Here is a 21798-nt window from a genome sequence, read left to right on the forward strand (position 1 = left end):
CTTTGATCAAGCCATCTCAGTTTGCAGACGCAAGACCTGACGGTTAACTTCGGACATCACGGAAAAATGCAGTTTGTCCTTCACTTTTGGGATAAGAATCTTACCCTTATCAAATTCAAAAGCGCCTACATCCTTGATATATAACCGTCCACGAAACAGGATCTTCACGTACTTCGCCACCTGCAGCGGGTTGTATCGTTGGAAAATTTTCATTGTTGTCTCCTGCTGAGCATTACGCCTTTGCGGTACCACAATCGGTCCGACAATCCTCAGGCGCAAATTTTAATGCCCTATGACTATAGACTATCTCGTTGATGTTTCCAGCGTGTATAAGTTTATTTACCTTCAAGTTACAATTATTCAGAATTATCTTTTCAACGCTTCGCTGTCTTCAGTATAAGCCTTCATTTTTCGCAGGATTTGTGCGCCCGTCCGCAAACTGGCATCGCGCTTGCGGGAAAAAGCATCATTCGCACATATGATTAAATTCCAGACCCAAGTGGTCGGATCACCTGCAAAATAAAAGAAAGAAGGAAAACCTATGACCTTACGAAAACTGCTGGCGCTGTCGTGCCTGCTACTGCCGATGATTGCCTCCGCACATAAGTTTGAGACTGACCAGCGCGTACCGCCGGTGGGGATCGCCGATCGCGGCGAACTGATTCTCGATAACGATAAGTTTAGCTACAAAAGCTGGAATAGCGCGCAGTTGCCAGGCAAAGTGCGAATTGTGCAACACATTGCCGGACGCACCTCCGCCAAAGAGAAAAATGCGACGCTGATCGAGGCAATCAAAGCCGCCAACCTGCCGCACGACAAATACCAGACCACCACTATCGTCAACACGGATGACGCCATTCCCGGCTCCGGTATGTTTGTGCGCAGCAGTCTGGAGAGCAATAAGAAGCTCTACCCGTGGTCGCAATTCATTGTCGACAGCAATGGCATTGCGCGTAAAGCCTGGCAACTGGATGAAGAGAGCTCCGCTATCGTCGTACTCGACAAGGACGGACGCGTGCAGTGGGCAAAAGATGGCGCATTAACGCAGGAAGAGGTGCAGCAGGTAATTGCCCTGCTGCACAAATTACTCAGTAAATAGAGACGCGGAAGCCGGGGTTGAGGAACGATTCACGTGGGGTGTAATCCAGAGGTTTCCCCTGCCAGTCGTGAACGTGCGCTCCGGCTGCGGCGGCAACGGCATGGCCAGCGGCGGTGTCCCACACGTTGGTTGGCCCAAAACGCGGATACAGCTGTGCGTGCCCTTCCGCCACCAGGCAGAACTTCAGCGATGAGCCAATCGAGGTGGTCTGGTGCTCGCCCAACTGTTGCAGATATTCTTTTAACTCATTGTCGGCATGCGAGCGGCTAATGACCACCAGCGGCGGACGCGCGTCACGAACCTGAATTTGTTTGCGTACGCCGCACTCTTCTTTCCACGCTTTACCTTCTGCTGCGCTGTACATCACTTTCATTACCGGCGCGTAAACCACGCCCAGAACCGGCTTTCCTTTCTCGATCAGCGCAATATTGACGGTAAATTCACCGTTACGCTTAATGAACTCTTTGGTCCCGTCCAGCGGGTCCACCAGCCAGTAGCGCTGCCAATGCTGGCGAACATCCCAGCCAGGAGGCGCCTCTTCAGACAGAACCGGAATATCCGGCGTCAGCGCCAGTAATCCTTCGAGGATCACCGTATGTGCGGCGATATCTGCCGCCGTGACCGGAGAATCATCCTGCTTGCTGGTAATCTCCATCGGTTTGATTCCATCGTAGACCTGCATAATGGCATCGCCCGCGTTCCGTGCAAGCTGGCATACATGTTCTAGCATTCTCCACCTCGTTTCTGTCAGTGGTGTTAACTCGTTGTTTTACTTATACCCGATCGTCAGGGGATCCGCCAACTGTGATAGCGTCTGCGGTTTTAAACGCTATATTCATGTCATGATTCACAGTTCTGTAAGCAAGAAGATTTATATACATTTTCTTTTGTGGCTTAGATCTTAAAAGGATGCCCCTGATGATTAAGTTTAGTGCAACGCTTCTGGCAACGCTGATTGCAGCCAGCGTCAATGCCGCGACCGTCGATCTGCGTATAATGGAAACCACTGATTTGCATAGCAATATGATGGATTTCGATTATTACAAAGATACACCGACTGAAAAATTCGGTCTGGTACGTACGGCAAGTTTGATCAACGCTGCGCGTGGTGAAGTCAAAAACAGCGTGCTGGTTGATAATGGCGATCTGATTCAGGGTAGCCCGCTCGGGGATTACATGGCGGCCAAGGGGCTGAAAGCGGGCGAAACTCACCCGGTATATAAGGCGCTGAATACCCTGGATTACGCGGTGGGTAACCTCGGCAACCATGAATTCAACTACGGTCTGGAGTATCTGCACAACGCGCTAGCCGGAGCGAAGTTCCCTTACGTTAACGCCAATATCATCGACGTGAAGACCAAAAAGCCGCTGTTTACGCCTTACTTGATCAAAGACACTGAAGTGGTCGACAAGGAAGGGAACAAGCAGACGCTGAAGATTGGCTATATCGGCTTTGTGCCACCGCAGATTATGACCTGGGATAAAGCCAACCTCAGCGGCAAAGTCACGGTGAACGACATTACGGAAACTGCACGCAAATACGTTCCGGAAATGAGAGAAAAAGGCGCCGATGTCGTGGTGGTGGTTGCTCACTCCGGGCTTTCTGCCGACCCATATCAAACGATGGCGGAAAACTCCGTTTATTACCTCAGCGAAGTACCGGGCGTGGATGCCATTATGTTTGGTCACGCTCACGCCGTCTTCCCGGGTAAAGACTTTGCCAATATTAAAGGCGCAGATATCACAAAAGGTACGCTGAATGGGGTTCCTGCGGTGATGCCGGGTATGTGGGGCGATCACCTGGGCGTGGTGGATTTAGTGTTGAATAACGACAGCGGTAAATGGCAGGTCACTCAGGCGAAAGCCGAGGCGCGCCCGATCTATGACGCCGCAGCCAAAAAATCACTGGCAGCAGAAGACAAAAAAATCGTTGAGATCCTGAAAGCCGATCACGACGCCACGCGTGAGTTTGTCAGCAAACCGATCGGTAAATCCGCCGACAACATGTACAGCTATCTGGCGCTGGTACAGGATGACCCGACCGTACAGGTGGTGAACAACGCGCAGAAAGCCTATGTAGAACACTTTATTCAGGGCGATCCGGATCTGGCAAAACTGCCGGTACTTTCCGCCGCCGCGCCGTTTAAGGTCGGTGGACGCAAGAACGATCCGGCAAGCTTCGTAGAAGTCGAAAAAGGTCAGTTAACCTTCCGTAACGCCGCTGATTTGTATCTCTATCCCAACACTCTGGTGGTAGTGAAAGCCAGTGGCAAAGAGGTGAAAGAGTGGCTGGAATGTTCCGCCGGGCAGTTCAATCAGATTGATATCCACAGCAGCAAACCACAGTCGTTGATTAACTGGGATGGCTTCCGTACCTATAACTTCGACGTGATTGACGGCGTGAATTATCAGATTGATGTTTCACAACCTGCTCGCTACGACGGTGAATGTCAGACCATTAACCCGAAAGCGGAACGTATTAAAAATCTGACCTTTAACGGCAAACCAATCGATCCGAATGCCACCTTCCTCGTCGCGACCAACAACTACCGCGCCTACGGCGGTAAGTTTGCCGGAACCGGCGACAGCCACATCGCGTTTGCTTCTCCGGATGAAAACCGCTCGGTGCTGGCGGCCTGGATTGGTGCTGAGACGAAGCGTGCCGGTGAAATTCACCCGGCGGCAGATAACAACTGGCGTCTGGCGCCAATTCATAGCGATACACCACTGGATATTCGCTTTGAAACATCACCGTCTGATAAAGCCGCGGCATTTATTAAAGAGAAAGGCCAGTATCCGCTGAAGAAAGTCGCGACCGATGACATCGGTTTCGCTATTTATCAGCTGGATTTAAGTAAGTAATTTTCGTGCCGGATGCGGCGCAATAGCGTCTTATCCGGCCTACAAAACTACGCAGCCCGTTCGTCCCGCTGCGCTAAAACCTGCGGCAAATTCAGTTCTATCCAGTCCGCCAGCGCGGCGACTTTATCGCTCACCTGCTCACCCAACGGCGTCAGGCTATACTCCACGTGCGGCGGCACCACCGGATACGACACCCGATTGATAAACCCGTCATGCTCTAACGCTTGCAAGGATTGCGCCAGCATCTTTTCACTGACCCCGCCCATCTTACGGCGCAAATCGCTGAAACGGTGCGTACCGTCGCGCAGCGCCACCAGAATCAACACGCCCCAGCGGCTGGTGACGTGTTTTAACACCTCACGGGAGGGACACTGTTCGGCAAACAAGTTGCCATCGCGTAACTGCTGAGAGAGCGTCGAAGCTGTCATTTTCATACTAACCTTTTTGTGCGTACTTACTAAAAGTAAGTTTAGGTGTTAGCGTGATTAAACACAAGACCAATACCAAGGAGTCACTCCATGATCGCAATTACCGGCGCCACCGGCCTGCTGGGCCAACACGTTATTGAATCTCTGCTGAAAACCGTTCCTGCCAGCCAGATTGTGGCAATTGTGCGTAATCCCGCTAAAGCGACGGCGCTTAGCCAGCAGGGCATTACCGTTCGTCAGGCGGATTACAGCGATGAAGCCGCCTTTACAACTGCCTTACAGGGTATCGACAAGCTACTGCTAATCTCCTCCAGCGAAGTGGGACAACGCGCCCCGCAGCATCGTAACGTGATCAATGCAGCGAAAGCCGCGCACGTGAAATTCATCGCCTACACCAGCCTGCTGCACGCCGACACCTCCCCGCTGGGGCTGGCTGATGAGCATGTGGCAACCGAGAAGATGCTGGCTGAATCCGGTATCGCCTACGCGCTGCTGCGTAACGGCTGGTACACCGAAAACTATCTCGCCAGCGCACCGGCTGCACTGGAACACGGCGTGTTTATCGGGGCTGCAGGTGAAGGCAAAATCGCCTCAGCGACCCGCGCCGACTATGCCGCTGCCGCCGCGCGCGTCATCAGTGAAGACGGTCACGCCGGTAAAACTTATGAACTGGCGGGCGACGCAGGCTGGACCCTGAGCCAGTTGGCTGCCGAGCTGGCAAAACAGAGTGGTAAAAAAGTGGTGTATCAGAACCTGAGCGAAGCTGATTTTGCCGCCGCGCTAAAAAGTGTGGGCCTGCCTGCAGGGCTGGCGGACATGCTGGCTGACTCAGACACTGGCGCCTCCAAAGGTGGTCTGTTCGACGACAGCCATACGCTGAGCAAACTGATTGGTCGCCCGACCACCTCGTTGTCTGACAGCGTCAAAGGCATCGTGTAAGTGTTAAAAATTAGTTAATTGTGGTGGCATCCCCGCGCATCCTCTCTGATAATGACAGGATGATGCGTGGGGAGAGAAAACGTGCAAGGTGTACCTGAGCAGTTTATTGATGAGAAAGACAGCGCCCGCTTTCGCCATCTGGCGCAGGTGCCGGGCGTTGAGCTGTATCATGCACACATCTCGCGTTACGCTTTCGAGCCGCACACCCATGAAGCGTTTGGCATTGGCGCGATAGAAGCCGGAGCCGAACGTTTTCGCTATCGCGGCACGCAGTATGTTGCCCCCGCCCATTCCGTCGTCACCATGAATCCCGATGAGCTGCATACCGGCGAAGCCGAAACCGCCGACGGCTGGCGCTATCGGATGATTTATCTTGAACCCGACCTTCTGGAAGAGGTCACCGGGATCCGCCACTGGTGGTTTCATGACGTAACGCGTCACGATCCGCTGCGCTCGCGCCAGATCTGCTCGCTGATCCACGGCCTGTGGAACACGGAGGATCCGCTGGCGCAAAAAGGCCTTCTACTCGATCTGATCGACACGTTCCAGCCGCTGGCCCGCCATGCGCCAGTATTAACGGAGGGGGCGCATCGCTTTGAACGGGTACGTGAGTATCTGCACGATAATTATATGCATCCGGTCACGCTCGACGAGCTGGCGCGGGTTGCATCGCTGAGTCCCTGGCATTTTCAGCGCCAGTTTAAGTCTCATTTCCACGTCACGCCGCACCAGATGCTGATGGCGATCCGGTTGTGGCGAGCCAAAGGTTTTCTCACTTACGGTATGCCCGCCGCAGAGGTCGCCGCCGCAACCGGCCTCACCGACCAGTCGCATCTCACCCGCGCGTTTACCCATCGCTACGGCATTACGCCGGTGCGTTATCAGAAACAAGTCGTCCGGCGTTGATCAGCAATCTCATACAATACGGCAGCATTTTTCCTGCCTACACTCGACGTATTGTTAAACGATGTGGATGTCCAAAATGATTAGCGGTGTGTTGTATGCCCTGTTGGCCGGGCTGATGTGGGGATTAATTTTTGTTGGACCGCTGATCGTACCGGAATACCCGGCGGTATTGCAGTCGATGGGGCGTTATCTGGCGCTGGGGCTGATCGCATTGCCGATTGCCTGGCTGGGACGTGCGCGCCTGCGTCAACTCGTGCGGAAAGACTGGGTAACTGCGCTGACGCTAACAATGATGGGGAATCTGATTTATTACGTTTGCCTGGCAAGCGCCATCCAGCGCACCGGCGCACCGGTCTCCACGATGATTATTGGTACATTACCGGTGGTGATCCCAGTCTTCGCTAACCTACTCTACAGCCAGCGTGACGGCAAATTATCATGGTGGCGTCTGTCGCCTGCGCTGGTATTGATTGGTATAGGACTGCTGTGCGTGAATATCTCGGAGCTGAATCAGGGGTTACCAGACTTTAGTGGCTGGCGTTATGGTTCCGGCATCGCGCTGGCGCTTGTCTCGGTGGTGTGTTGGGCATGGTATGCGCTGCGTAATGCCCGCTGGCTGCGCGAGAATCCGGATAAGCACCCGATGATGTGGGCGACGGCCCAGGCTCTGGTAACGTTGCCCGTTTCTCTGCTCGGTTACATTGCCGCCTGCCTGTGGCTGAACGGGCAAACGCCGGACTTCGCTCTACCCTTCGGTCCGCGTCCGGGCGTGTTTATCGGTCTGATGATAGCCATTGCGGTATTGTGTTCGTGGGTTGGCGCACTGTGCTGGAACGTCGCCAGCCAAAAATTACCGACGGTGATCCTCGGCCCGCTGATTGTCTTCGAAACGCTGGCCGGTTTGTTGTACACCTTTATTCTGCGTCAGGAATTTCCACCTCTGCTGACGGTTAGCGGTATTGCGCTGCTGATGGTTGGGGTGGTGATAGCCGTCAGAGCCAAGCCGCAGAAACCGAGCGTCGTGGTAGTTTCACAATCATAATATGCCGGATGGCACTGCTTATCCGGCCTACAAGGACTGTACGATCTCATGTAGGCCGGATAAGGCGTTTACGCCGCCATCCGGCGCGACACCTTAAACACCGCTACCGTCTGGTTCAACCGCGCGGCCTGCTCTTCAAGCGCAGCAGCGGCGGAAGCGGATTCTTCTACCAGCGAGGCGTTTTGCTGCGTGACGCGATCCATTTCGGCAACCGCCTGGCCTACCTGATCGATACCCCGACTTTGTTCATCAGAAGCTGAGGCAATCTCCCCCATGATGTCGGTCACGCGGGTCACAGCGCTAACTATTTCCGCCATCGTTTCGCCCGCTTCATGCACCAGCGCCGTACCGGCATTGACCCGATTCCCTGAGTCATCTATCAGCGCTTTGATCTCCTTCGCCGCCTGAGCGCTACGCTGCGCCAGCGTCCGAACCTCGCCTGCGACCACGGCAAATCCGCGCCCCTGCTCGCCGGCACGCGCCGCTTCAACCGCCGCGTTCAGTGCCAGAATATTGGTCTGGAAGGCAATGCCGTCGATAACATTGGTAATTTGCGCGATTTTGCTGGAACTGGTGGCGATTTCATCCATCGTACGCACCACACCATCAACCACGGTTCCGCCTTTTTGCGCCGTCTGTGAAGCATTTTTTGCCAGACTGGTCGCCTGACGCGCGTTATCTGCGTTCTGTCTCACGGTTGCGGTAAGTTGTTCCATGCTGGCTGCGGTCTCTTCCAGAGAGGCGGCCTGCTGCTCGGTACGTGAAGAGAGATCGTTACTGCCTGCGGCGATTTCACCCGCGCCGGTATAGATGGTATCGGCCCCGTCACGCACCACGCTGACCGTATTCGCCAGCGCCTGCTGCATGTCACGGACGTTGCTTGCCAGCAGCGCCATTTCATTACTGCCGTCGGCGCTGATGGGGTGCGTCAAATCGCCTGCGGCAATGTGGCGAATATGTCCCATCACCTCGTGGAGCGGCTTGAGCAGCACTCGCTGCATCGCCAGCCAACTGGCGATAATCACGGTGACGACAATCAGCATCACCGCGGACAGCAGCCAGATTATCTTCTGGTAATCACTCTCATTGTCCTGCACTCCGGCAGTGGCCAGCGCCGTTTGCGCGCTACGCCATTGCCGATAAACTTCCTGCATGGCCGTTTGCTTTTGCTCGGCATTCTGCTTAAACATCTCTTCCAGCTTTCCTTCAGCCAGCAGCGCGTTCATTTTTGCCAGCGTCGCAGAGTAGATGCCGTACTGCTCTTCCAGTCGATCGGCCAGATGCTCATCCAGCCCCGGCGTTTCCGGCAGAGCGTAGTATTTATCGTAATGCTCTTTCGATTCGGCCAACAGGCGATTTGCCGTGTTCACCAGCTCCTGCAGCTGACCGCCGTTAATATCGCTGGCCATCGTTCCCTGTAAACGCAGCATGCCCCGGTTGAGCGTGACGCGAGCCTGGTTCAGGCTAATCCACGCATCGGTAAACTCGGCCACGTTCTGGCTGGAAAGTTGAGACACGTTAAAGTTCTGCTTATCGTTATTGAGGGCGCCAATAAAGACGCCCGCGGAGATGAGCTGCATTGCGCCCAGCGCGAGTAACACGGTGATAAGTAAGGTTATCACTTTGATTCGTTTGAACATCTGTAGCCTTTTATTATGCAGGTATTGTCTGAGGTCTAACTATCGGCAGCGGCGTGCGCTTATTTAATCCTGTCGTGCGGCTTTTTTCGCCGTACTTCTCCTTTCCAATAAGATTCAGCATCTTAACGAGATAAGAAATTTTCGTGACGCTCATCACAAAACACCCCACCCCGAAAGGGTTATATCCTTCGTCATAAGTTGCATTTAAAATACATCTTATATTATTGAGAATGAGGTAACGGCAATGTCTTATCGCGATCAACCTTTAGGTGAACTGGCGCTCTCTATTCCTCGCGCTTCGGCCCTGTTTCGTAAATACGATATGGATTACTGCTGCGGCGGTAAGCAAACGCTGGCACGCGCTGCCGCGCGTAAAGAGCTGGATTTAGACGTTATTGAGGCGCAGCTCGCGCAGCTGGCTGAACAGCCGCTGGAGAAAGACTGGCGTACCGTGGCTCTGGCTGAAATCATCGACCATATCATCGTGCGTTATCACGACAGACACCGCGAACAGCTGCCGGAGCTGATCCTGCAGGCCACTAAAGTTGAACGCGTTCACGCAGACAAACCGAACGTACCGCGCGGTCTGGCGAAAAACCTGACCATGCTGCATGAAGAGCTGTCCAGCCACATGATGAAGGAAGAGCAGATCCTGTTCCCGATGATTAAACAGGGCATGGGTAGCCAGGCGATGGGGCCAATCAGCGTGATGGAAAGCGAACATGACGATGCGGGTGAACTGGTGGAAGTGATCAAACACATCACCCATAACGTCACGCCGCCACCAGAGGCCTGCACCACCTGGAAAGCCATGTATAACGGCATTAACGAGATGATCGACGACCTGATGGAACACATCAGCCTGGAAAACAATGTGTTGTTCCCGCGTGCCCTCGCAGGTGAATAAAAAAGCCCGGTAGCGCTAGCGCTTACCGGGCCTACAACGACCTCGAACGTAGGCCTGATAAGGCGAAGCCGCATCAGGCAATCCCGCCAGCATAGTGCCGGATGCGGCGTAAACGCCTTATCCGGCCTACATCTCACGTCTTAGCGATTAACGCACGCCTGCCATACGTTTCTTACCGATAAACAACCAGCCCAGACCCAGCGCGATGAACCACAGCGGCGTGACGATCAGCGCCTGACGGGTATCATCTTCCAGCGTCAGCAGTACCAGTACGAAGACGAAAAACGCCATACATACCCAGCACATCAGCTTGCCTAACGGCATCTTGTAGATTGATTTTTCATGCAGGTGAGGACGTTGCTTGCGGTACACCAGGTACGAGCAAAGAATGATGGTCCAGACGAACATGAACAGAATCGCCGATACGGTGGTGATCATGGTGAAGGCGCCAATCACGCTCGGGTTCACGTACAGCATCACCACGCCGCCCAGCAGACAGATACAGGAGAAGGTTAAACCCTTCGCTGGAACTGCGCGTTTAGACAGCTTGGCAAACGCTTTAGGCGCAACGCCTTCCTGCGCCAGACCGAACAGCATACGGCTGGTAGAGAACACGCCGCTGTTTGCAGAAGAGGCAGCTGAAGTCAGTACAACAAAGTTGATCAGGCTCGCCGCAGCAGGCAGACCAACCAGCACAAACAGTTCAACGAATGGGCTCTTGGTTGGCACTACCGAGCTCCACGGCGTAACGGACATAATCACGATCAGCGCGAACACGTAGAACATGATGATACGGATTGGAATCGAGTTAATGGCGCGCGGCAGAGATTTCTCCGGGTCCTTGGTTTCCGCTGCGGTCGTACCCACCAGCTCAATACCCACAAATGCGAACACCGCTATCTGGAAGCCGGCAAAGAAGCCGCTCAGACCTTTCGGGAACCAGCCACCGTCATTCCACAAGTGCGTGAACGATGCCTGAACGCCGGTTGGCGACTGGAAGTGCGTCAGCACCATCACCAGACCGACGACAATCAGGCCGATAATGGCAACGATTTTGATCATCGCGAACCAAAACTCCATCTCACCGAACATTTTTACGGTGGCGAGGTTAAGGCTCAGCAGTAGCACGATCACCGCCAGCGAGGCGACCCAGTCTGAGAGTTCGGGGAACCAGAATTGCGCATACGCGGTAATGGCGACAACGTCTGCCATCCCGGTAACGACCCAGCAAAACCAGTAGGTCCAACCGGTAAAATACCCGGCCCATGGCCCGAGCAGGTCAGAGGCAAAATCACTAAACGATTTGTACTCCAGATTCGAGAGCAGCAATTCACCCATTGCGCGCATCACGAAAAACAGCATAAAACCGATGATCATATACACAAAGATGATCGACGGTCCGGCGAGACTGATGGTTTTACCGGAGCCCATAAACAGGCCAGTACCGATAGCGCCACCAATAGCAATAAGTTGAATATGACGGTTTGTGAGATTGCGCCGTAGCGACTGTTCAGACGACGCCTCTTCAGCGGTGTCGACTTTTACCTGATCTACCATGTTTTTTCTTCCTGTACCTGTCTGTGTTGTTCAGGCTCTACGGCCTTTAGTGTGTCTATGATACGACGATCCTGTTATCAGGACTCATCGATATTAGGTAAGAATTGGCGGGATGAATACTAAGATTTAGATATAATGTTAATTTAATGTTTAAAGTGAGTGTCATATCACTCTGATAGCGCGAATCAGCTCACAAAAATACACGCTGATGGGGCATTTGCAAGATAAAATATCGACAACGACGTAACTATAGCTTTTCACGCTATTTTTTTGCTCCCCCCGGCTTCGGGGGGAACAGAAGTCACTGCTTACAGGATCTCAAGCAGCTCAACTTCGAACACCAGCGTGCTGAACGGAGGAATGGACGCGCCAGCGCCACGCTCGCCGTAAGCCAGTTCCTGAGGAATAGTCAGTTCCCATTTGGAACCTACCGGCATCAGGGTCAGCGCTTCAATCCAGCCTGGGATTACGCCGTTAACCGGGAATTCAGCCGGTTCGCCACGTGCGACAGAGCTGTCAAACACGGTACCGTCGATCAGCTTACCGGTGTAGTGCACGCGAACACGGTCAGTACGTGCCGGAATAGCACCTTCACCCTGGGTCAGAACACGGAACTGCAAACCGGATTCAGTGCTGTTCACACCGTCTTTCTCACGGTTTTCTTCCAGATATTTGACGCCATCAGCCGCCATAGCCTGGAAACGCTCGCGACGAACTGCATCAGCACGTTCGTGGATTTCACGCAGTGCGCGATGCACAACATCAACCGGCACTGCCGGGTGCTTACCTTCCAGCGCGTCAGCGATACCCGCTACCAGCGCTTCAGGCAACAGTCCTTCCAGTCCGGATTCGCTCAGCTGTTGTCCTACCTGCAAACCAATGCCGTAGCTTGCTTGCGCTTCGATAGTGTCAAAAGTCGGGTTAGCCATCATATTTCCTTTCATCGGATGTAAAGTAGCGGGCAGCATATCAGCCATGCCGCATCCGGTAAAACTTTGTCTCGGGAACAGATGACAAATCGCGAGGAAACATAAACAATAGGAATATCCCGCGTTGACGTCACGAAAGCGGGTAATATGACGAACATCATAGCGTTAGCCATCTATACTCTATGATCGAGGAACGAGACGCGGAGCAGGAGGAAAGCCATGCCCGGGCGCTTTGAATTAAAACCAACCCTGGCGAAAATCTGGCATGCACCGGACAATTTTCGCATTATGGACCCGCTACCGCCTATGCACCGCCGCGGCATTATTATTGCTGCTATTGTGTTGGTGATAGGTTTCCTGCTCCCTTCCAGTGACACCAGCGATACCCCTGTGGTGACGCGTACTGCCCAGTTGGATTTACAGTCACAGTCGCAGCCACCGACCGAGGCTCAGCTGCAGGCACAGCTTATCCCGCCGCAAAACGATCCCGGCCAGGTCGCTCCGGTTGCGCCAGAGCCAATCCAGGAAGGCGAACCTGATGCACAACCTCAGGTCCAGCAATCTCAGCCGCAGACACAACCTTTCCAACAGGATAGCGGAATTGACCAGCAGTGGCGCTCCTACCGCGTAGACTCAGGTAAAACGCTGGCGCAGGTATTCCGTGACCATAACCTCCCGCCAACCGATGTGTATGCGATGGCACAGGTTGAAGGCGCCGGAAAACCACTGAGCAATCTGAAAGACGGTCAGATGATACAGATCAGGCAGAATGCCAATGGCGTGGTGACGGGATTAACCATTGATACCGGGAATGGTCAGCAGGTACTGTTTACCCGCCAGCCTAACGGCAGTTTTATCCGCGCCCGTTAAGCACTGTGACCCCGCGATTCCAGGCCTGATAAGAGATAGCGCCATCAGGCATCAAGGTGAAACGTCAGCGTTTCACCTTGTTCACCCACCAGATCCCCGAACACACCAGCACCAGCGCTACCGCATATTTCCATTCGAGAATGTTTTCACCGAGGAATATTGCCGACAGCACTGCACCCGAAACCGGGATCAGGAAGTTAAACGGCGCAATCATCCCCACGCGATTATGCTTGAGCAGAATACTCCACAAGGCGAAAGCGACCGAAGAGAGTAACGTCAGGTAGCCGAGAATCGCCACCGAAGACGCACCGTGTACGGTTAGCGTGCCGCCAAAAGCGTAGCCGCCGATAACCAACGCCAGGCCGCCACCGCCCAACTGGTACCCTGTCATTACCGTCGGGTCCACCGTCTGAGAAATACGTTTTCCATATAGCGTGGCAGCAGAGAGAATAAAGGCTGCCATCACTACTGAGCCGTCTCCTAACAGGCTGAAGCTAAAATCCATTCCGCTGCTAAAGTTCACCACCATTACACCGGTAAAGCCCAGAATACAGCCCAGCGCTTTGTTGTAGCTCAGTTTGTCGTTATGGTAGATAAAATGGGCCAGCAGCACGCTGAAGAAGGTCCCGGTCGCATTCATGATGGACCCTTTCACTCCCGTCGTGAACGCCAGGCCAATGTAAAAGAAGATGTATTGCAGCGAGGTTTGCGTTAGCCCCAACAGCGTGAGTTGGCCGTACTGACGCGGGCTTAACCGGCCAATCGGTTTACGCTGCGCTACCGCCAGCAGTAGCAGCAATAATCCCGCAAACAGAAAGCGATATCCGGCAAAGACAATCTTTGAGGGAATGTCATCCGTGGCAATCTGGAAGATCTCATATCCGCTTTTGATCGCCGGATAGGCGCTCCCCCACAACAGACAGCAGAACGCTGCGCTCAGGTAGACAACATTTTTACGCGCAAACAGAGGTTGGTGCGTTGGTTCCATTCCATCACCACTTTGAAATAATGTTTTATTTTTGTAATTATCCCGAAAAGGATAAAGAATAGCCAGAGAGAAAAGCGGGGGAACAGAAAAGCAAAACGCCGGCACAGGGCCGGCGCTTTTACGCGGTCATCAGAATAAAAACTTATTCTGCAACTACGTTTACAGTCAGCTTAGCAAACACTTCGCTGTGAACCTGGAAGCTCACTTCGTGCTCGCCAGTGGTACGCAGAACGCCGTTCGGCAGACGAACTTCGCTCTTAGCTACTTCAACGCCAGCTGCAGTTACAGCGTCAGCGATGTCGCGAGTACCGATGGAACCGAACAGTTTACCTTCGTCGCCAGCTTTAGACGCGATGGTTACGGTTTCCAGTGCGTTGATTTTCTCAGCACGAGCTTCAGCAGCGGACAGAACGTCAGCCAGTTTAGCTTCCAGCTCAGCGCGACGCGCTTCGAAAAATTCAACGTTTTTCTTGGTAGCAGGAACAGCTTTACCCTGTGGTACCAGGAAGTTACGAGCATAGCCCGCTTTAACGTTAACCTGATCACCCAGGCTACCCAGGTTTGCTACTTTATCAAGCAGAATAACTTGCATTACCTTATCCTCTCAAAGTCGTATTAATGGACCGTGACCGATTACTGATGACGATCAGTGTACGGCAGCAGGGACAGGTAGCGAGCGCGTTTGATAGCGCGAGCCAGCTGACGCTGGTATTTTGCACGGGTACCGGTGATACGGCTTGGGACAATCTTACCGCTTTCGGTGATGTAGTTTTTCAGCGTAGCGATATCTTTATAGTCGATCTCTTGAACGCCTTCCGCGGTGAAACGGCAGAACTTGCGACGACGGAAATAACGTGCCATATGGCTAGTCTCCAGAATCTATCAATTCAATCTGCTCGGCATGCAGAACCATTTTGCTCAGGCCGTTCTTTGCCTTGTGGCAAGAGATGAACCCCTGAACGGTCACTGCGCTACCGACCGTTATACTGTGAGTAATGGCCTGGTTTTCGTGTCCGCTAATAATAACGGGCATTTGGCACCACGCCTGCCGGTGAAACCCGGCTTCCTCCTGCACAGAACGATGCTCAAGCACGAACTGGCAATGAGGAATTCCTGATGGACTGACCTTTCGAAGGGGAGCCCTGCACACGGTGCCGGACAACGCCAGACGGTTGGTCATCAGAAATTACTCTTCAGAATCCCCAGCTTCAGCATCATCTGCGGTTTCGTTAGCGAAATCATCGCGACGTTCACGACGCTCGTCTTTCGCTTTAACCATCGGAGATGCTTCGGTAACAGCGTGTTTAGTACGCATAACCATGCTGCGGATAACGGCATCGTTGAAGCGGAAGGTAGTTTCCAGCTCATCGATCACTTCCTGCGGCGCTTCAACGTTCATCAGAACGTAGTGAGCTTTGTGCAGTTTGTTGATCGGGTAAGCCAGCTGACGGCGGCCCCAGTCTTCCAGACGGTGGATCGTGCCTTCTGCACCAGTGATGGCAGCAGTGTAGCGTTCGATCATACCCGGAACCTGTTCGCTCTGGTCAGGATGGACCATAAAAACGATTTCGTAATGACGCATCGAATTGCTCCTTACGGATTATTCAGCCTCCTGTCTGGGTCAGCCGAGGCCCATGGAGGCAAGGAACGTGTTAAAGGTCGGCTGAAAAATGACGCGTCATAATACTGGGGTCAGCAGGTAAACTCAAGGTGCTTGTACGATTATTTATCATGTCGCCATTAATACATATCCAGCAGCATTTTGATGCTGATACAAATGGAGACAATCACAATCATGGGTCGGATGACTTTCTTACCGCGCGTCAGTACGACTGTCGCACCAAGACGTGCGCCAAGGGATTGCCCTGCAAACATCACCAAACCCAGCGACCAGATCATTTTACCGCCGAAAATGAAGAACAAAATCGAGGCGATGTTCGACGCCAGGTTAATAAAATTCGAGTGGATTTGCGCTTTATCAATACTGTATCCCCACAGCAGAATATAGCTGAGGGTATAAAAGGAACCTGCCCCAGCACCGAGAAAGCCATCATAAAAACCAATACATCCCCCACCGATCAACGAGAAGAGAAACAGGGATACCTGCTGCTTTCTTTTCGGTTCGCTAAGGTTTGGCGCAGAAATAAAGTAAATGGCGACTGCGATAATCAGGATTGGGAGCAGTTTCTTCAGCAGTTCCGGTTCAATGAACTGGATAAGCGTCGTTCCCAGCGCAGAACCGATAAAGGCAGATAAAAACACATACTTGTGCTCCTGCACGTTGATATGTCCTCGGCGTAAAAAGTAAATTCCGGAGGTCAGCGAGCTACCCAGAGCCTGAATTTTATTGGTTGCCAGCGCATTAGCCGGGGGTAAACCAGAAATTAAGAGTGCGCCAATAGAGAGAAATCCACCACCACCCGACACCACGTTAATAAAGCCAGCCACCAGCGCGACCATAAACATAACCACGAAATAGCTGAAATCCATGAATGAAGTATCCATAAGTTTTTGCCTTATTATCATAAAGTTATATTAATTATCCGGCTCACTATAAACGGCGTACTCACCCGATTAAATTGACTATTTGGTAAGAGCTTATGCGCGAAAGGCAGGTATTTTTTCACCGCAGCGGTATCCACCAGCAGACTGTTAATTAAAGAAAAGATGGTTATGCGGTAATTTTTTGAACAACTGCATCAGAAATGGTCGCTATCGACTGCGCTGGTAGCGGTTAAAATTACATCAGAAGTTAATCACTCACAGGAGAGAGGCAACCAGAGACCGCAGTCGAGGAGGTACATATGCGAGCCCGTGTTTTGACCCTTCTGGCTGTGCTTTTGCTCAGTGCAAATGCAACGGCAGCCATCAAAATTGATAACCATCAGGCCAGGAACATGGATGATGTGCAGAGCTTAGGCGTCATTTACATAAATCATAACTTCGCCACTGAAAGTGAAGCCACTCAGGCCCTGAATGAAGAGACCGATGCGCAAGGCGCAACCTACTACCACGTGATCCTCACCAGGGAACCCGGTAGTAACGGAAATATGCACGCCAGTGCAGATATTTATCGTTAACACCAGAAATAACCAACGAGAACATTGCCACAGTTTGACTTGCCCCCTTCACTGGGGGCTTTTTTTTGCAAAACAATCCCGAAGCCAGACCGATCTCATCCCCATGAAGAGTTGGCTCCGGAACGTTTTATCTTACTTCTGCCCGTAATAGGCATTTGGACCGTGTTTACGCATGAAGTGCTTATTCATCAGATAACTGTCGATAGCGCTGAGTGCCGGATTAATGCCACGCGCAATCCATGCCATTTTTGCCACCTCTTCCATCACCACCGCGTTATGTACCGCGTCATGAGCGTCTTTGCCCCAGGCAAACGGGCCATGTTGGTACACCACTACGCCTGGCGTATGCAAAGGTTCCACCTCCCCCAGCGTTTCAACAATCACCCTGCCGGTATTCAGCTCATACTCATCCTGAACTTCCGCTTCAGTTAACGCCCGGGTGCAGGGGATATCGCCAAAGAAGTAGTCCGCATGCGTCGTGCCTAGCGCGGGTATTGCCAGACCTGCCTGCGCCCATGCCGTCGCGTGGGTTGAGTGGGTATGCACCACGCCGCCAAGAGAGGAATAGCGGCGATACAGCGCCAGATGGGTGGCGGTATCGGAAGAAGGACGATAGCGTCCTTCCACCACGTTGCCGTGCAGATCCACAACTACCATGTCGTCCACTGTCATTGTCTGGTAGTCGACGCCGCTGGGCTTAATCACCACCAGCCCGCGTTCGCGGTCGATGGCGCTGACATTACCCCAGGTAAACGTCACCAGCCCATAGCGCGGCAGATCCATATTGGCCTCAAAAACCTGCTGTTTGAGTTTTTGCATTACACCGCCTCCACCAGACCGGCGCTGGCCATACGCGCTTTCACCCAGTCGCGCGCCTTCGCCACTTCACGAGCCGGATCGTCCGACGTTTCACTCCACATCTCAATCAAGTATGGCCCGCAATACCCACTCTGTTTGAGCGTCGCAAAACAACGTTCGAAATCGACAACCCCTTCACCAAACGGCACATTTTTGAATACGCCGGGTTTGGTATCTTTCACGTGTACGGCAACGATATGGCCCATTCCCGCCTGCAGCTCCATCTGCACATCGTTGTCCCACGCCGACAAATTGCCGATATCGGGATACAACTGGAACCACGGATTGTTGAGATAGTGAGCGTATCCCAGCGCCTTACTGATCGAATTCATCAGTGGATAATCCATGATTTCCATCGCCAGCGTCACCTGTGCACGGCTCGCCATCTCTACGCTTTCTTTCAGCCCATCGCGAAACCGACGACGCGTTTCGTTATTGGCCTGCTGGTAATAGACGTCGTAACCCGCCAGTTGAATAACGCGAATACCGATATCCTGCGCAAACTGAATGGCTTTACGCATGATCTCCAGCCCCTGTTCGCGTACCGCATCATCTTCACTGCCCAGCGGGAAACGTCGATGAGCGCTCAGGCACATGGACGGCACCCGTATCCCTGTCTCGGCGATAGCGGCCACCAGCGCCAGTCGCTGCTCGCGGTTCCAGTCAAGACGCGCCAGGCGAGCGTCGGTTTCATCAACCGACATTTCGACAAAGTCAAAGCCCAGTTCCTTCGCCAGCTGCAAGCGCTCCAGCCAGCACTCCCCGCCGGGGAGTGCCTTTTCATAAATACCGAGCGGGACCTGTTTCGACAACATAGTCGCTCCTTATCCCCACAGCTGGGCGATAGAACGTTTGAACTGACGGGCCGCTTCCACCGGAGAGGCGGCATCGCGAATGCTGCGACCGGCAATAAATACGTGAATCGGAATTCCCTGGAACAGCGGCAGATCTTCCAACGCCAGACCGCCGGTGACGGTGACTTTAAAGCCCATCTCGGACAGTCGTTTGATCGCGCTGATATCCGCCTCTCCCCACGCCACACCTGCTGCCTGCGCATCACGGCTGCGGTGATACACAACTTGCCCAATGCCCGCGTCACGCCACTCTTGCGCCTGCTCCCAGGTCCAGTAACCCGTCAGTTCAATCTGTACATCACCGTTAAATTCTATCGCCACCTCCAGTGCCCCCTTGGTGGTGTTGATATCCGCACAGCAGATGACGGTGACCCAGTCAGCGTTGGCTTCGAAACACATGCGGGAGAGGATTTTTCCCGCATCGGCAATTTTGGCGTCCGCCAGCACAATTTTATGCGGGTAAAGCGCCTTTAGATCGCGAACGGCGCGCACGCCCTCTGCCACGCAAAGAATGGTGCCCACCTCAATGATATCGACCTCTTCGGCAATCAGACGCGTCGTTTCATACGCGGAAGACATTGATTGGTTATCCAGCGCAACCTGCAACATAGGTAATGACATTTTGGTATCCTTTTAAACAGCCGCCGCAGTGGCGTTATCAATTAAATCCAACACTTCCTGCGCGGTGCGACAGGCGCGTAAACGGTCGAAATTGGCTTCGTCATCAAAGAGATTCACGATCTGCATGATGCCCACTTCCTGATGCGTGTTGGCGTCAACTGCCGCCATCGTTATCAGAATATCGACCGGGTCGTTATCTTCGTGGTTAAACACCAGCGGCGTTTTCAGCGTCACCAGCGCAAAACCGGTTTTCTTAACTCCTTCCTCCGGACGGCCGTGCGGCATTGCCAGGCCAGGCGCAATCACAAAGTACGGGCCAAACTGCTCAACGCCATCAAGGATGGCCTGGTAGTAGCGTGGTTCAACCACATCGGCCTTAACCAACAGATCCACACCAAGCTTTACCGCTTCCTGCCAGGTACTGGCCTCGGCTTGCAAAAGGATGGAATTATTGTCTGCCAGCGAGTCACGTAATTTCATATGCCGCCCCTTACTTCACGTCCTGCGGGAAATGCGCTTTGATCACTTCCAGCAGTTTTGGCCCAAAATCGGCAGGAGACAGCATGTTGCGTACGCCGACGACATATTTATTGCCAGAAACGGTAATCTCACCGGCGATATGCGTAGAAGCGATGATGATATCCGCACCGCTCAGTTCACTTTTGTATTCACCCACGGCGCAGCTGTTTACCGTATGGTCAATATTTGACTGGGTTAAAAACTGGTCCACTTTCATTTTCATGATCATGGAACTGCCCTGCCCATTGCCACACACAGCCAGAATACGTACGGTCATAATCGGAACTCCTTATTAAGCAGAGTGTTCTGCCAGTTGTTTTTCTGCGTCTTCCTCAGCGCGCAACGTGCGTCCTGCGAAAAACATATAAGCCAGTGCAATCAAAATAATGACGGCCATAAACACGATGCCGATGGAGGCAAAGCCTTGCATCATCGGCGGTGCCAGAATTGACCAGTCCGCCATGCCCATCCAGGCGCTCATACCGGTGAGTTTAACCGCCCAGACGCAGCCGAAGATTTCGATCATCCCCATCACCAGGCAAATCTTGAGCGCCGCGCGCCAGCCGCCAAAGTGGTTAGCAAATACGCCGATAGTGGCGTTCGAGAAGAACATCGGGATAAAGCCTGGGATAATCAGGATGGAAGAGCCGCAAGCAACCAGAATACCTACCGCAATCAGTTGGCCGATGGTGCCCCACATAAAGCCCCAGACCACCGCGTTGGGGGCAAAGCTGTAAATCGCTGCGCAGTCGATAGCCAACACCGCGCCGGGGATCAGACGTTGAGAGATACCGTTGAACGCTTCTGAAAGTTCAGCAACGAACATACGTACGCCCTGGGTGATGATGAAGATAGCGACAGCAAACGAAAAACCGGTTTGCAGGATATAGACCGTCCAGTGGGTTTTACCCGCCATCGCCTGAACCACATCTATGCCGAAAGAGAGCAGGATCGCCCCGAAAAAGATGGTCATCACAATCGCGGTGGAAACGATGTTGTCATGGAAGATATTCAGCCAGCCTGGCAGCTTGAGATCTTCTACGCTCTCCTCTTTCTTACCCAGATACGGCGCGACTTTGTAAGCAATCCAGGAGGCGAACTGCTGCTGGTGACCGATGGAAAAACCACAGCCGTCAGTTACTTCCTGCGTCGGTTTGTACATCATATTGGAGGTAATGCCCCAGTAGAGCGACACCAGCACCGCGGTACAGATGATGGTGGTCCACATCGGGTAACCAAAGATGTAGAAAGAGACAGCAATCAGCCCCGCCTGCTGGAACATGATGTGCCCAGTCAACATGATGGTTCGAATGCCGGTAATACGCCGTAGCAGTACGTAACAAATGTTCAGCGCCAGCGCTAACAGTACGGCGTACCCTACCCAACTGTAGGCATCACCCATTCGTTCGATGGTTGCCATCATGGAGGCATAGGTATCGGAGATCGCGCCATTGATACCGTAAACCTCAGACATCTTCGCCACCACCGGTTTAAACGTGCTGGTCAGAATGCCCGACCCTGCCTGCAATAACATAAAACCGATAATCGTTTTGATCGTGCCTTTGATAATGACGCTGACACTTTTACGCAACAGGATGTAGCCGAGGCAGGTCACAATACCCAACAGCAACGGTGCATTGGTCATGACCTGATTAAAAAAGACGGTAAAGATGTTGTAGAGGATCTCCATAACGATCTC

At 53.0% G+C, this 21798-nt stretch carries 26 protein-coding genes; 8 read left to right on the forward strand and 18 right to left on the reverse strand.

From position 1 onward, the window contains the following. Nucleotides 1–6: 6 nt before the first annotated feature. The gene (locus C2U43_RS23005) at nucleotides 7–213 is read right to left on the reverse strand and encodes a DUF1107 domain-containing protein (protein WP_003025710.1); all 207 of its coding nucleotides are present in this window, start codon (nucleotides 211–213) and stop codon (nucleotides 7–9) included. 328 nt (nucleotides 214–541) lie between these two features. On the opposite strand from C2U43_RS23005, the gene C2U43_RS23015 reads away from it, so the two are divergent. Then, nucleotides 542–1099, forward strand: a complete 558-nt coding sequence (locus C2U43_RS23015) for a YtfJ family protein (protein WP_003830421.1) — start codon at nucleotides 542–544, stop codon at nucleotides 1097–1099. Here the strand turns inward: C2U43_RS23015 and cysQ are convergent. Beyond that, nucleotides 1089–1829, reverse strand: a complete 741-nt coding sequence (gene cysQ, locus C2U43_RS23020) for a 3'(2'),5'-bisphosphate nucleotidase CysQ (protein ID WP_008786026.1) — start codon at nucleotides 1827–1829, stop codon at nucleotides 1089–1091. The genes C2U43_RS23015 and cysQ overlap by 11 nt on opposite strands. Before the next feature lie 188 nt (nucleotides 1830–2017). Between cysQ and cpdB the strand changes: the two genes are divergently transcribed. Beyond that, nucleotides 2018–3961, forward strand: coding sequence for a 2',3'-cyclic-nucleotide 2'-phosphodiesterase (cpdB, locus tag C2U43_RS23025; protein ID WP_103285846.1), 1944 nt, complete (start codon nucleotides 2018–2020; stop codon nucleotides 3959–3961). A 47-nt stretch (nucleotides 3962–4008) separates the two neighbouring features. Here cpdB and C2U43_RS23030 read toward each other — a convergent pair whose 3' ends face one another. Beyond that, entirely contained in the window at nucleotides 4009–4389 is a 381-nt protein-coding gene (locus tag C2U43_RS23030) for a winged helix-turn-helix transcriptional regulator (protein ID WP_032934267.1), read from the reverse strand. Nucleotides 4390–4479: 90 nt separating this feature from the next. On the opposite strand from C2U43_RS23030, the gene C2U43_RS23035 reads away from it, so the two are divergent. The 3 genes from C2U43_RS23035 (at nucleotide 4480) to C2U43_RS23045 (ending at nucleotide 7276) form a co-directional block, all read left to right on the forward strand. Next, complete coding sequence (locus C2U43_RS23035; protein ID WP_103285847.1) at nucleotides 4480–5328, forward strand: SDR family oxidoreductase; 849 nt, start codon at nucleotides 4480–4482, stop codon at nucleotides 5326–5328. A gap of 81 nt (nucleotides 5329–5409) precedes the next feature. Continuing rightward, the gene (locus tag C2U43_RS23040; protein ID WP_020996259.1) at nucleotides 5410–6234 is read left to right on the forward strand and encodes an AraC family transcriptional regulator; all 825 of its coding nucleotides are present in this window, start codon (nucleotides 5410–5412) and stop codon (nucleotides 6232–6234) included. Nucleotides 6235–6310: 76 nt separating this feature from the next. Continuing rightward, the gene (locus tag C2U43_RS23045) at nucleotides 6311–7276 is read left to right on the forward strand and encodes a DMT family transporter (RefSeq protein WP_048236274.1); all 966 of its coding nucleotides are present in this window, start codon (nucleotides 6311–6313) and stop codon (nucleotides 7274–7276) included. 68 nt (nucleotides 7277–7344) lie between these two features. On the opposite strand, the gene C2U43_RS23050 is transcribed toward C2U43_RS23045, so the two are convergent. Further along, nucleotides 7345–8916, reverse strand: coding sequence for a methyl-accepting chemotaxis protein (locus C2U43_RS23050; protein ID WP_008786021.1), 1572 nt, complete (start codon nucleotides 8914–8916; stop codon nucleotides 7345–7347). Nucleotides 8917–9160: 244 nt separating this feature from the next. Between C2U43_RS23050 and ytfE the strand changes: the two genes are divergently transcribed. Beyond that, nucleotides 9161–9823, forward strand: coding sequence for an iron-sulfur cluster repair protein YtfE (gene ytfE / locus C2U43_RS23055; RefSeq protein WP_003025690.1), 663 nt, complete (start codon nucleotides 9161–9163; stop codon nucleotides 9821–9823). 147 nt (nucleotides 9824–9970) lie between these two features. Here ytfE and cycA read toward each other — a convergent pair whose 3' ends face one another. Beyond that, nucleotides 9971–11380 (reverse strand): D-serine/D-alanine/glycine transporter, encoded by a 1410-nt coding sequence (cycA, locus tag C2U43_RS23060; RefSeq protein WP_008786019.1) that lies wholly within the window; start codon nucleotides 11378–11380, stop codon nucleotides 9971–9973. 308 nt (nucleotides 11381–11688) lie between these two features. After that, on the reverse strand, nucleotides 11689–12309 hold the full coding sequence (fklB, locus tag C2U43_RS23065) for an FKBP-type peptidyl-prolyl cis-trans isomerase (RefSeq protein WP_032934269.1): 621 nt from the start codon (nucleotides 12307–12309) through the stop codon (nucleotides 11689–11691). Nucleotides 12310–12528: 219 nt separating this feature from the next. On the opposite strand from fklB, the gene C2U43_RS23070 reads away from it, so the two are divergent. Continuing rightward, nucleotides 12529–13179 (forward strand): LysM-like peptidoglycan-binding domain-containing protein, encoded by a 651-nt coding sequence (locus C2U43_RS23070; RefSeq protein WP_071446748.1) that lies wholly within the window; start codon nucleotides 12529–12531, stop codon nucleotides 13177–13179. A 64-nt stretch (nucleotides 13180–13243) separates the two neighbouring features. Here C2U43_RS23070 and C2U43_RS23075 read toward each other — a convergent pair whose 3' ends face one another. From C2U43_RS23075 to C2U43_RS23100, 6 genes are all read right to left on the reverse strand, one after another. Further along, nucleotides 13244–14167, reverse strand: a complete 924-nt coding sequence (locus C2U43_RS23075; RefSeq protein WP_008786017.1) for a DMT family transporter — start codon at nucleotides 14165–14167, stop codon at nucleotides 13244–13246. Nucleotides 14168–14309: 142 nt separating this feature from the next. Next, nucleotides 14310–14759, reverse strand: coding sequence for a 50S ribosomal protein L9 (gene rplI, locus C2U43_RS23080; protein WP_003025676.1), 450 nt, complete (start codon nucleotides 14757–14759; stop codon nucleotides 14310–14312). A gap of 41 nt (nucleotides 14760–14800) precedes the next feature. Then, entirely contained in the window at nucleotides 14801–15028 is a 228-nt protein-coding gene (rpsR, locus tag C2U43_RS23085) for a 30S ribosomal protein S18 (protein WP_000135199.1), read from the reverse strand. A 4-nt stretch (nucleotides 15029–15032) separates the two neighbouring features. After that, a complete protein-coding gene (gene priB / locus C2U43_RS23090) occupies nucleotides 15033–15347 on the reverse strand; it encodes a primosomal replication protein N (protein ID WP_003025674.1) in 315 nt (104 codons plus the stop codon). A 6-nt stretch (nucleotides 15348–15353) separates the two neighbouring features. Further along, entirely contained in the window at nucleotides 15354–15749 is a 396-nt protein-coding gene (gene rpsF, locus C2U43_RS23095) for a 30S ribosomal protein S6 (RefSeq protein ID WP_003025672.1), read from the reverse strand. A gap of 158 nt (nucleotides 15750–15907) precedes the next feature. Continuing rightward, the gene (locus tag C2U43_RS23100) at nucleotides 15908–16672 is read right to left on the reverse strand and encodes a TSUP family transporter (protein WP_103285848.1); all 765 of its coding nucleotides are present in this window, start codon (nucleotides 16670–16672) and stop codon (nucleotides 15908–15910) included. A 299-nt stretch (nucleotides 16673–16971) separates the two neighbouring features. On the opposite strand from C2U43_RS23100, the gene yjfY reads away from it, so the two are divergent. Continuing rightward, nucleotides 16972–17247: a DUF1471 family protein YjfY gene (yjfY, locus tag C2U43_RS23105; protein WP_003025668.1), complete on the forward strand. Its 276-nt coding sequence runs from the start codon at nucleotides 16972–16974 to the stop codon at nucleotides 17245–17247. 132 nt (nucleotides 17248–17379) lie between these two features. Here yjfY and C2U43_RS23110 read toward each other — a convergent pair whose 3' ends face one another. The 6 genes from C2U43_RS23110 to ulaA are packed head-to-tail and all read right to left on the reverse strand — an operon-like array spanning nucleotide 17380 to nucleotide 21789. After that, on the reverse strand, nucleotides 17380–18066 hold the full coding sequence (locus C2U43_RS23110; protein WP_032942175.1) for an L-ribulose-5-phosphate 4-epimerase: 687 nt from the start codon (nucleotides 18064–18066) through the stop codon (nucleotides 17380–17382). Next, the gene (locus C2U43_RS23115; protein ID WP_008786014.1) at nucleotides 18066–18920 is read right to left on the reverse strand and encodes an L-ribulose-5-phosphate 3-epimerase; all 855 of its coding nucleotides are present in this window, start codon (nucleotides 18918–18920) and stop codon (nucleotides 18066–18068) included. The genes C2U43_RS23110 and C2U43_RS23115 overlap by 1 nt, the downstream gene beginning before the upstream one ends. A 9-nt stretch (nucleotides 18921–18929) precedes the next feature. Further along, entirely contained in the window at nucleotides 18930–19580 is a 651-nt protein-coding gene (gene ulaD / locus C2U43_RS23120; protein WP_103285849.1) for a 3-keto-L-gulonate-6-phosphate decarboxylase UlaD, read from the reverse strand. Between the two features lie 12 nt (nucleotides 19581–19592). Then, entirely contained in the window at nucleotides 19593–20060 is a 468-nt protein-coding gene (gene ulaC / locus C2U43_RS23125; RefSeq protein WP_006686330.1) for a PTS ascorbate transporter subunit IIA, read from the reverse strand. A gap of 10 nt (nucleotides 20061–20070) precedes the next feature. Further along, entirely contained in the window at nucleotides 20071–20376 is a 306-nt protein-coding gene (gene ulaB, locus C2U43_RS23130) for a PTS ascorbate transporter subunit IIB (RefSeq protein WP_003025655.1), read from the reverse strand. A gap of 15 nt (nucleotides 20377–20391) precedes the next feature. Then, the gene (ulaA, locus tag C2U43_RS23135; protein WP_003830456.1) at nucleotides 20392–21789 is read right to left on the reverse strand and encodes a PTS ascorbate transporter subunit IIC; all 1398 of its coding nucleotides are present in this window, start codon (nucleotides 21787–21789) and stop codon (nucleotides 20392–20394) included. Between the last annotated feature and the right edge of the window lie 9 nt (nucleotides 21790–21798).

The sequence above is a fragment of the Citrobacter freundii complex sp. CFNIH9 genome, from assembly GCF_002903305.1.
GTDB classification, from domain to species: domain Bacteria; phylum Pseudomonadota; class Gammaproteobacteria; order Enterobacterales; family Enterobacteriaceae; genus Citrobacter; species Citrobacter portucalensis.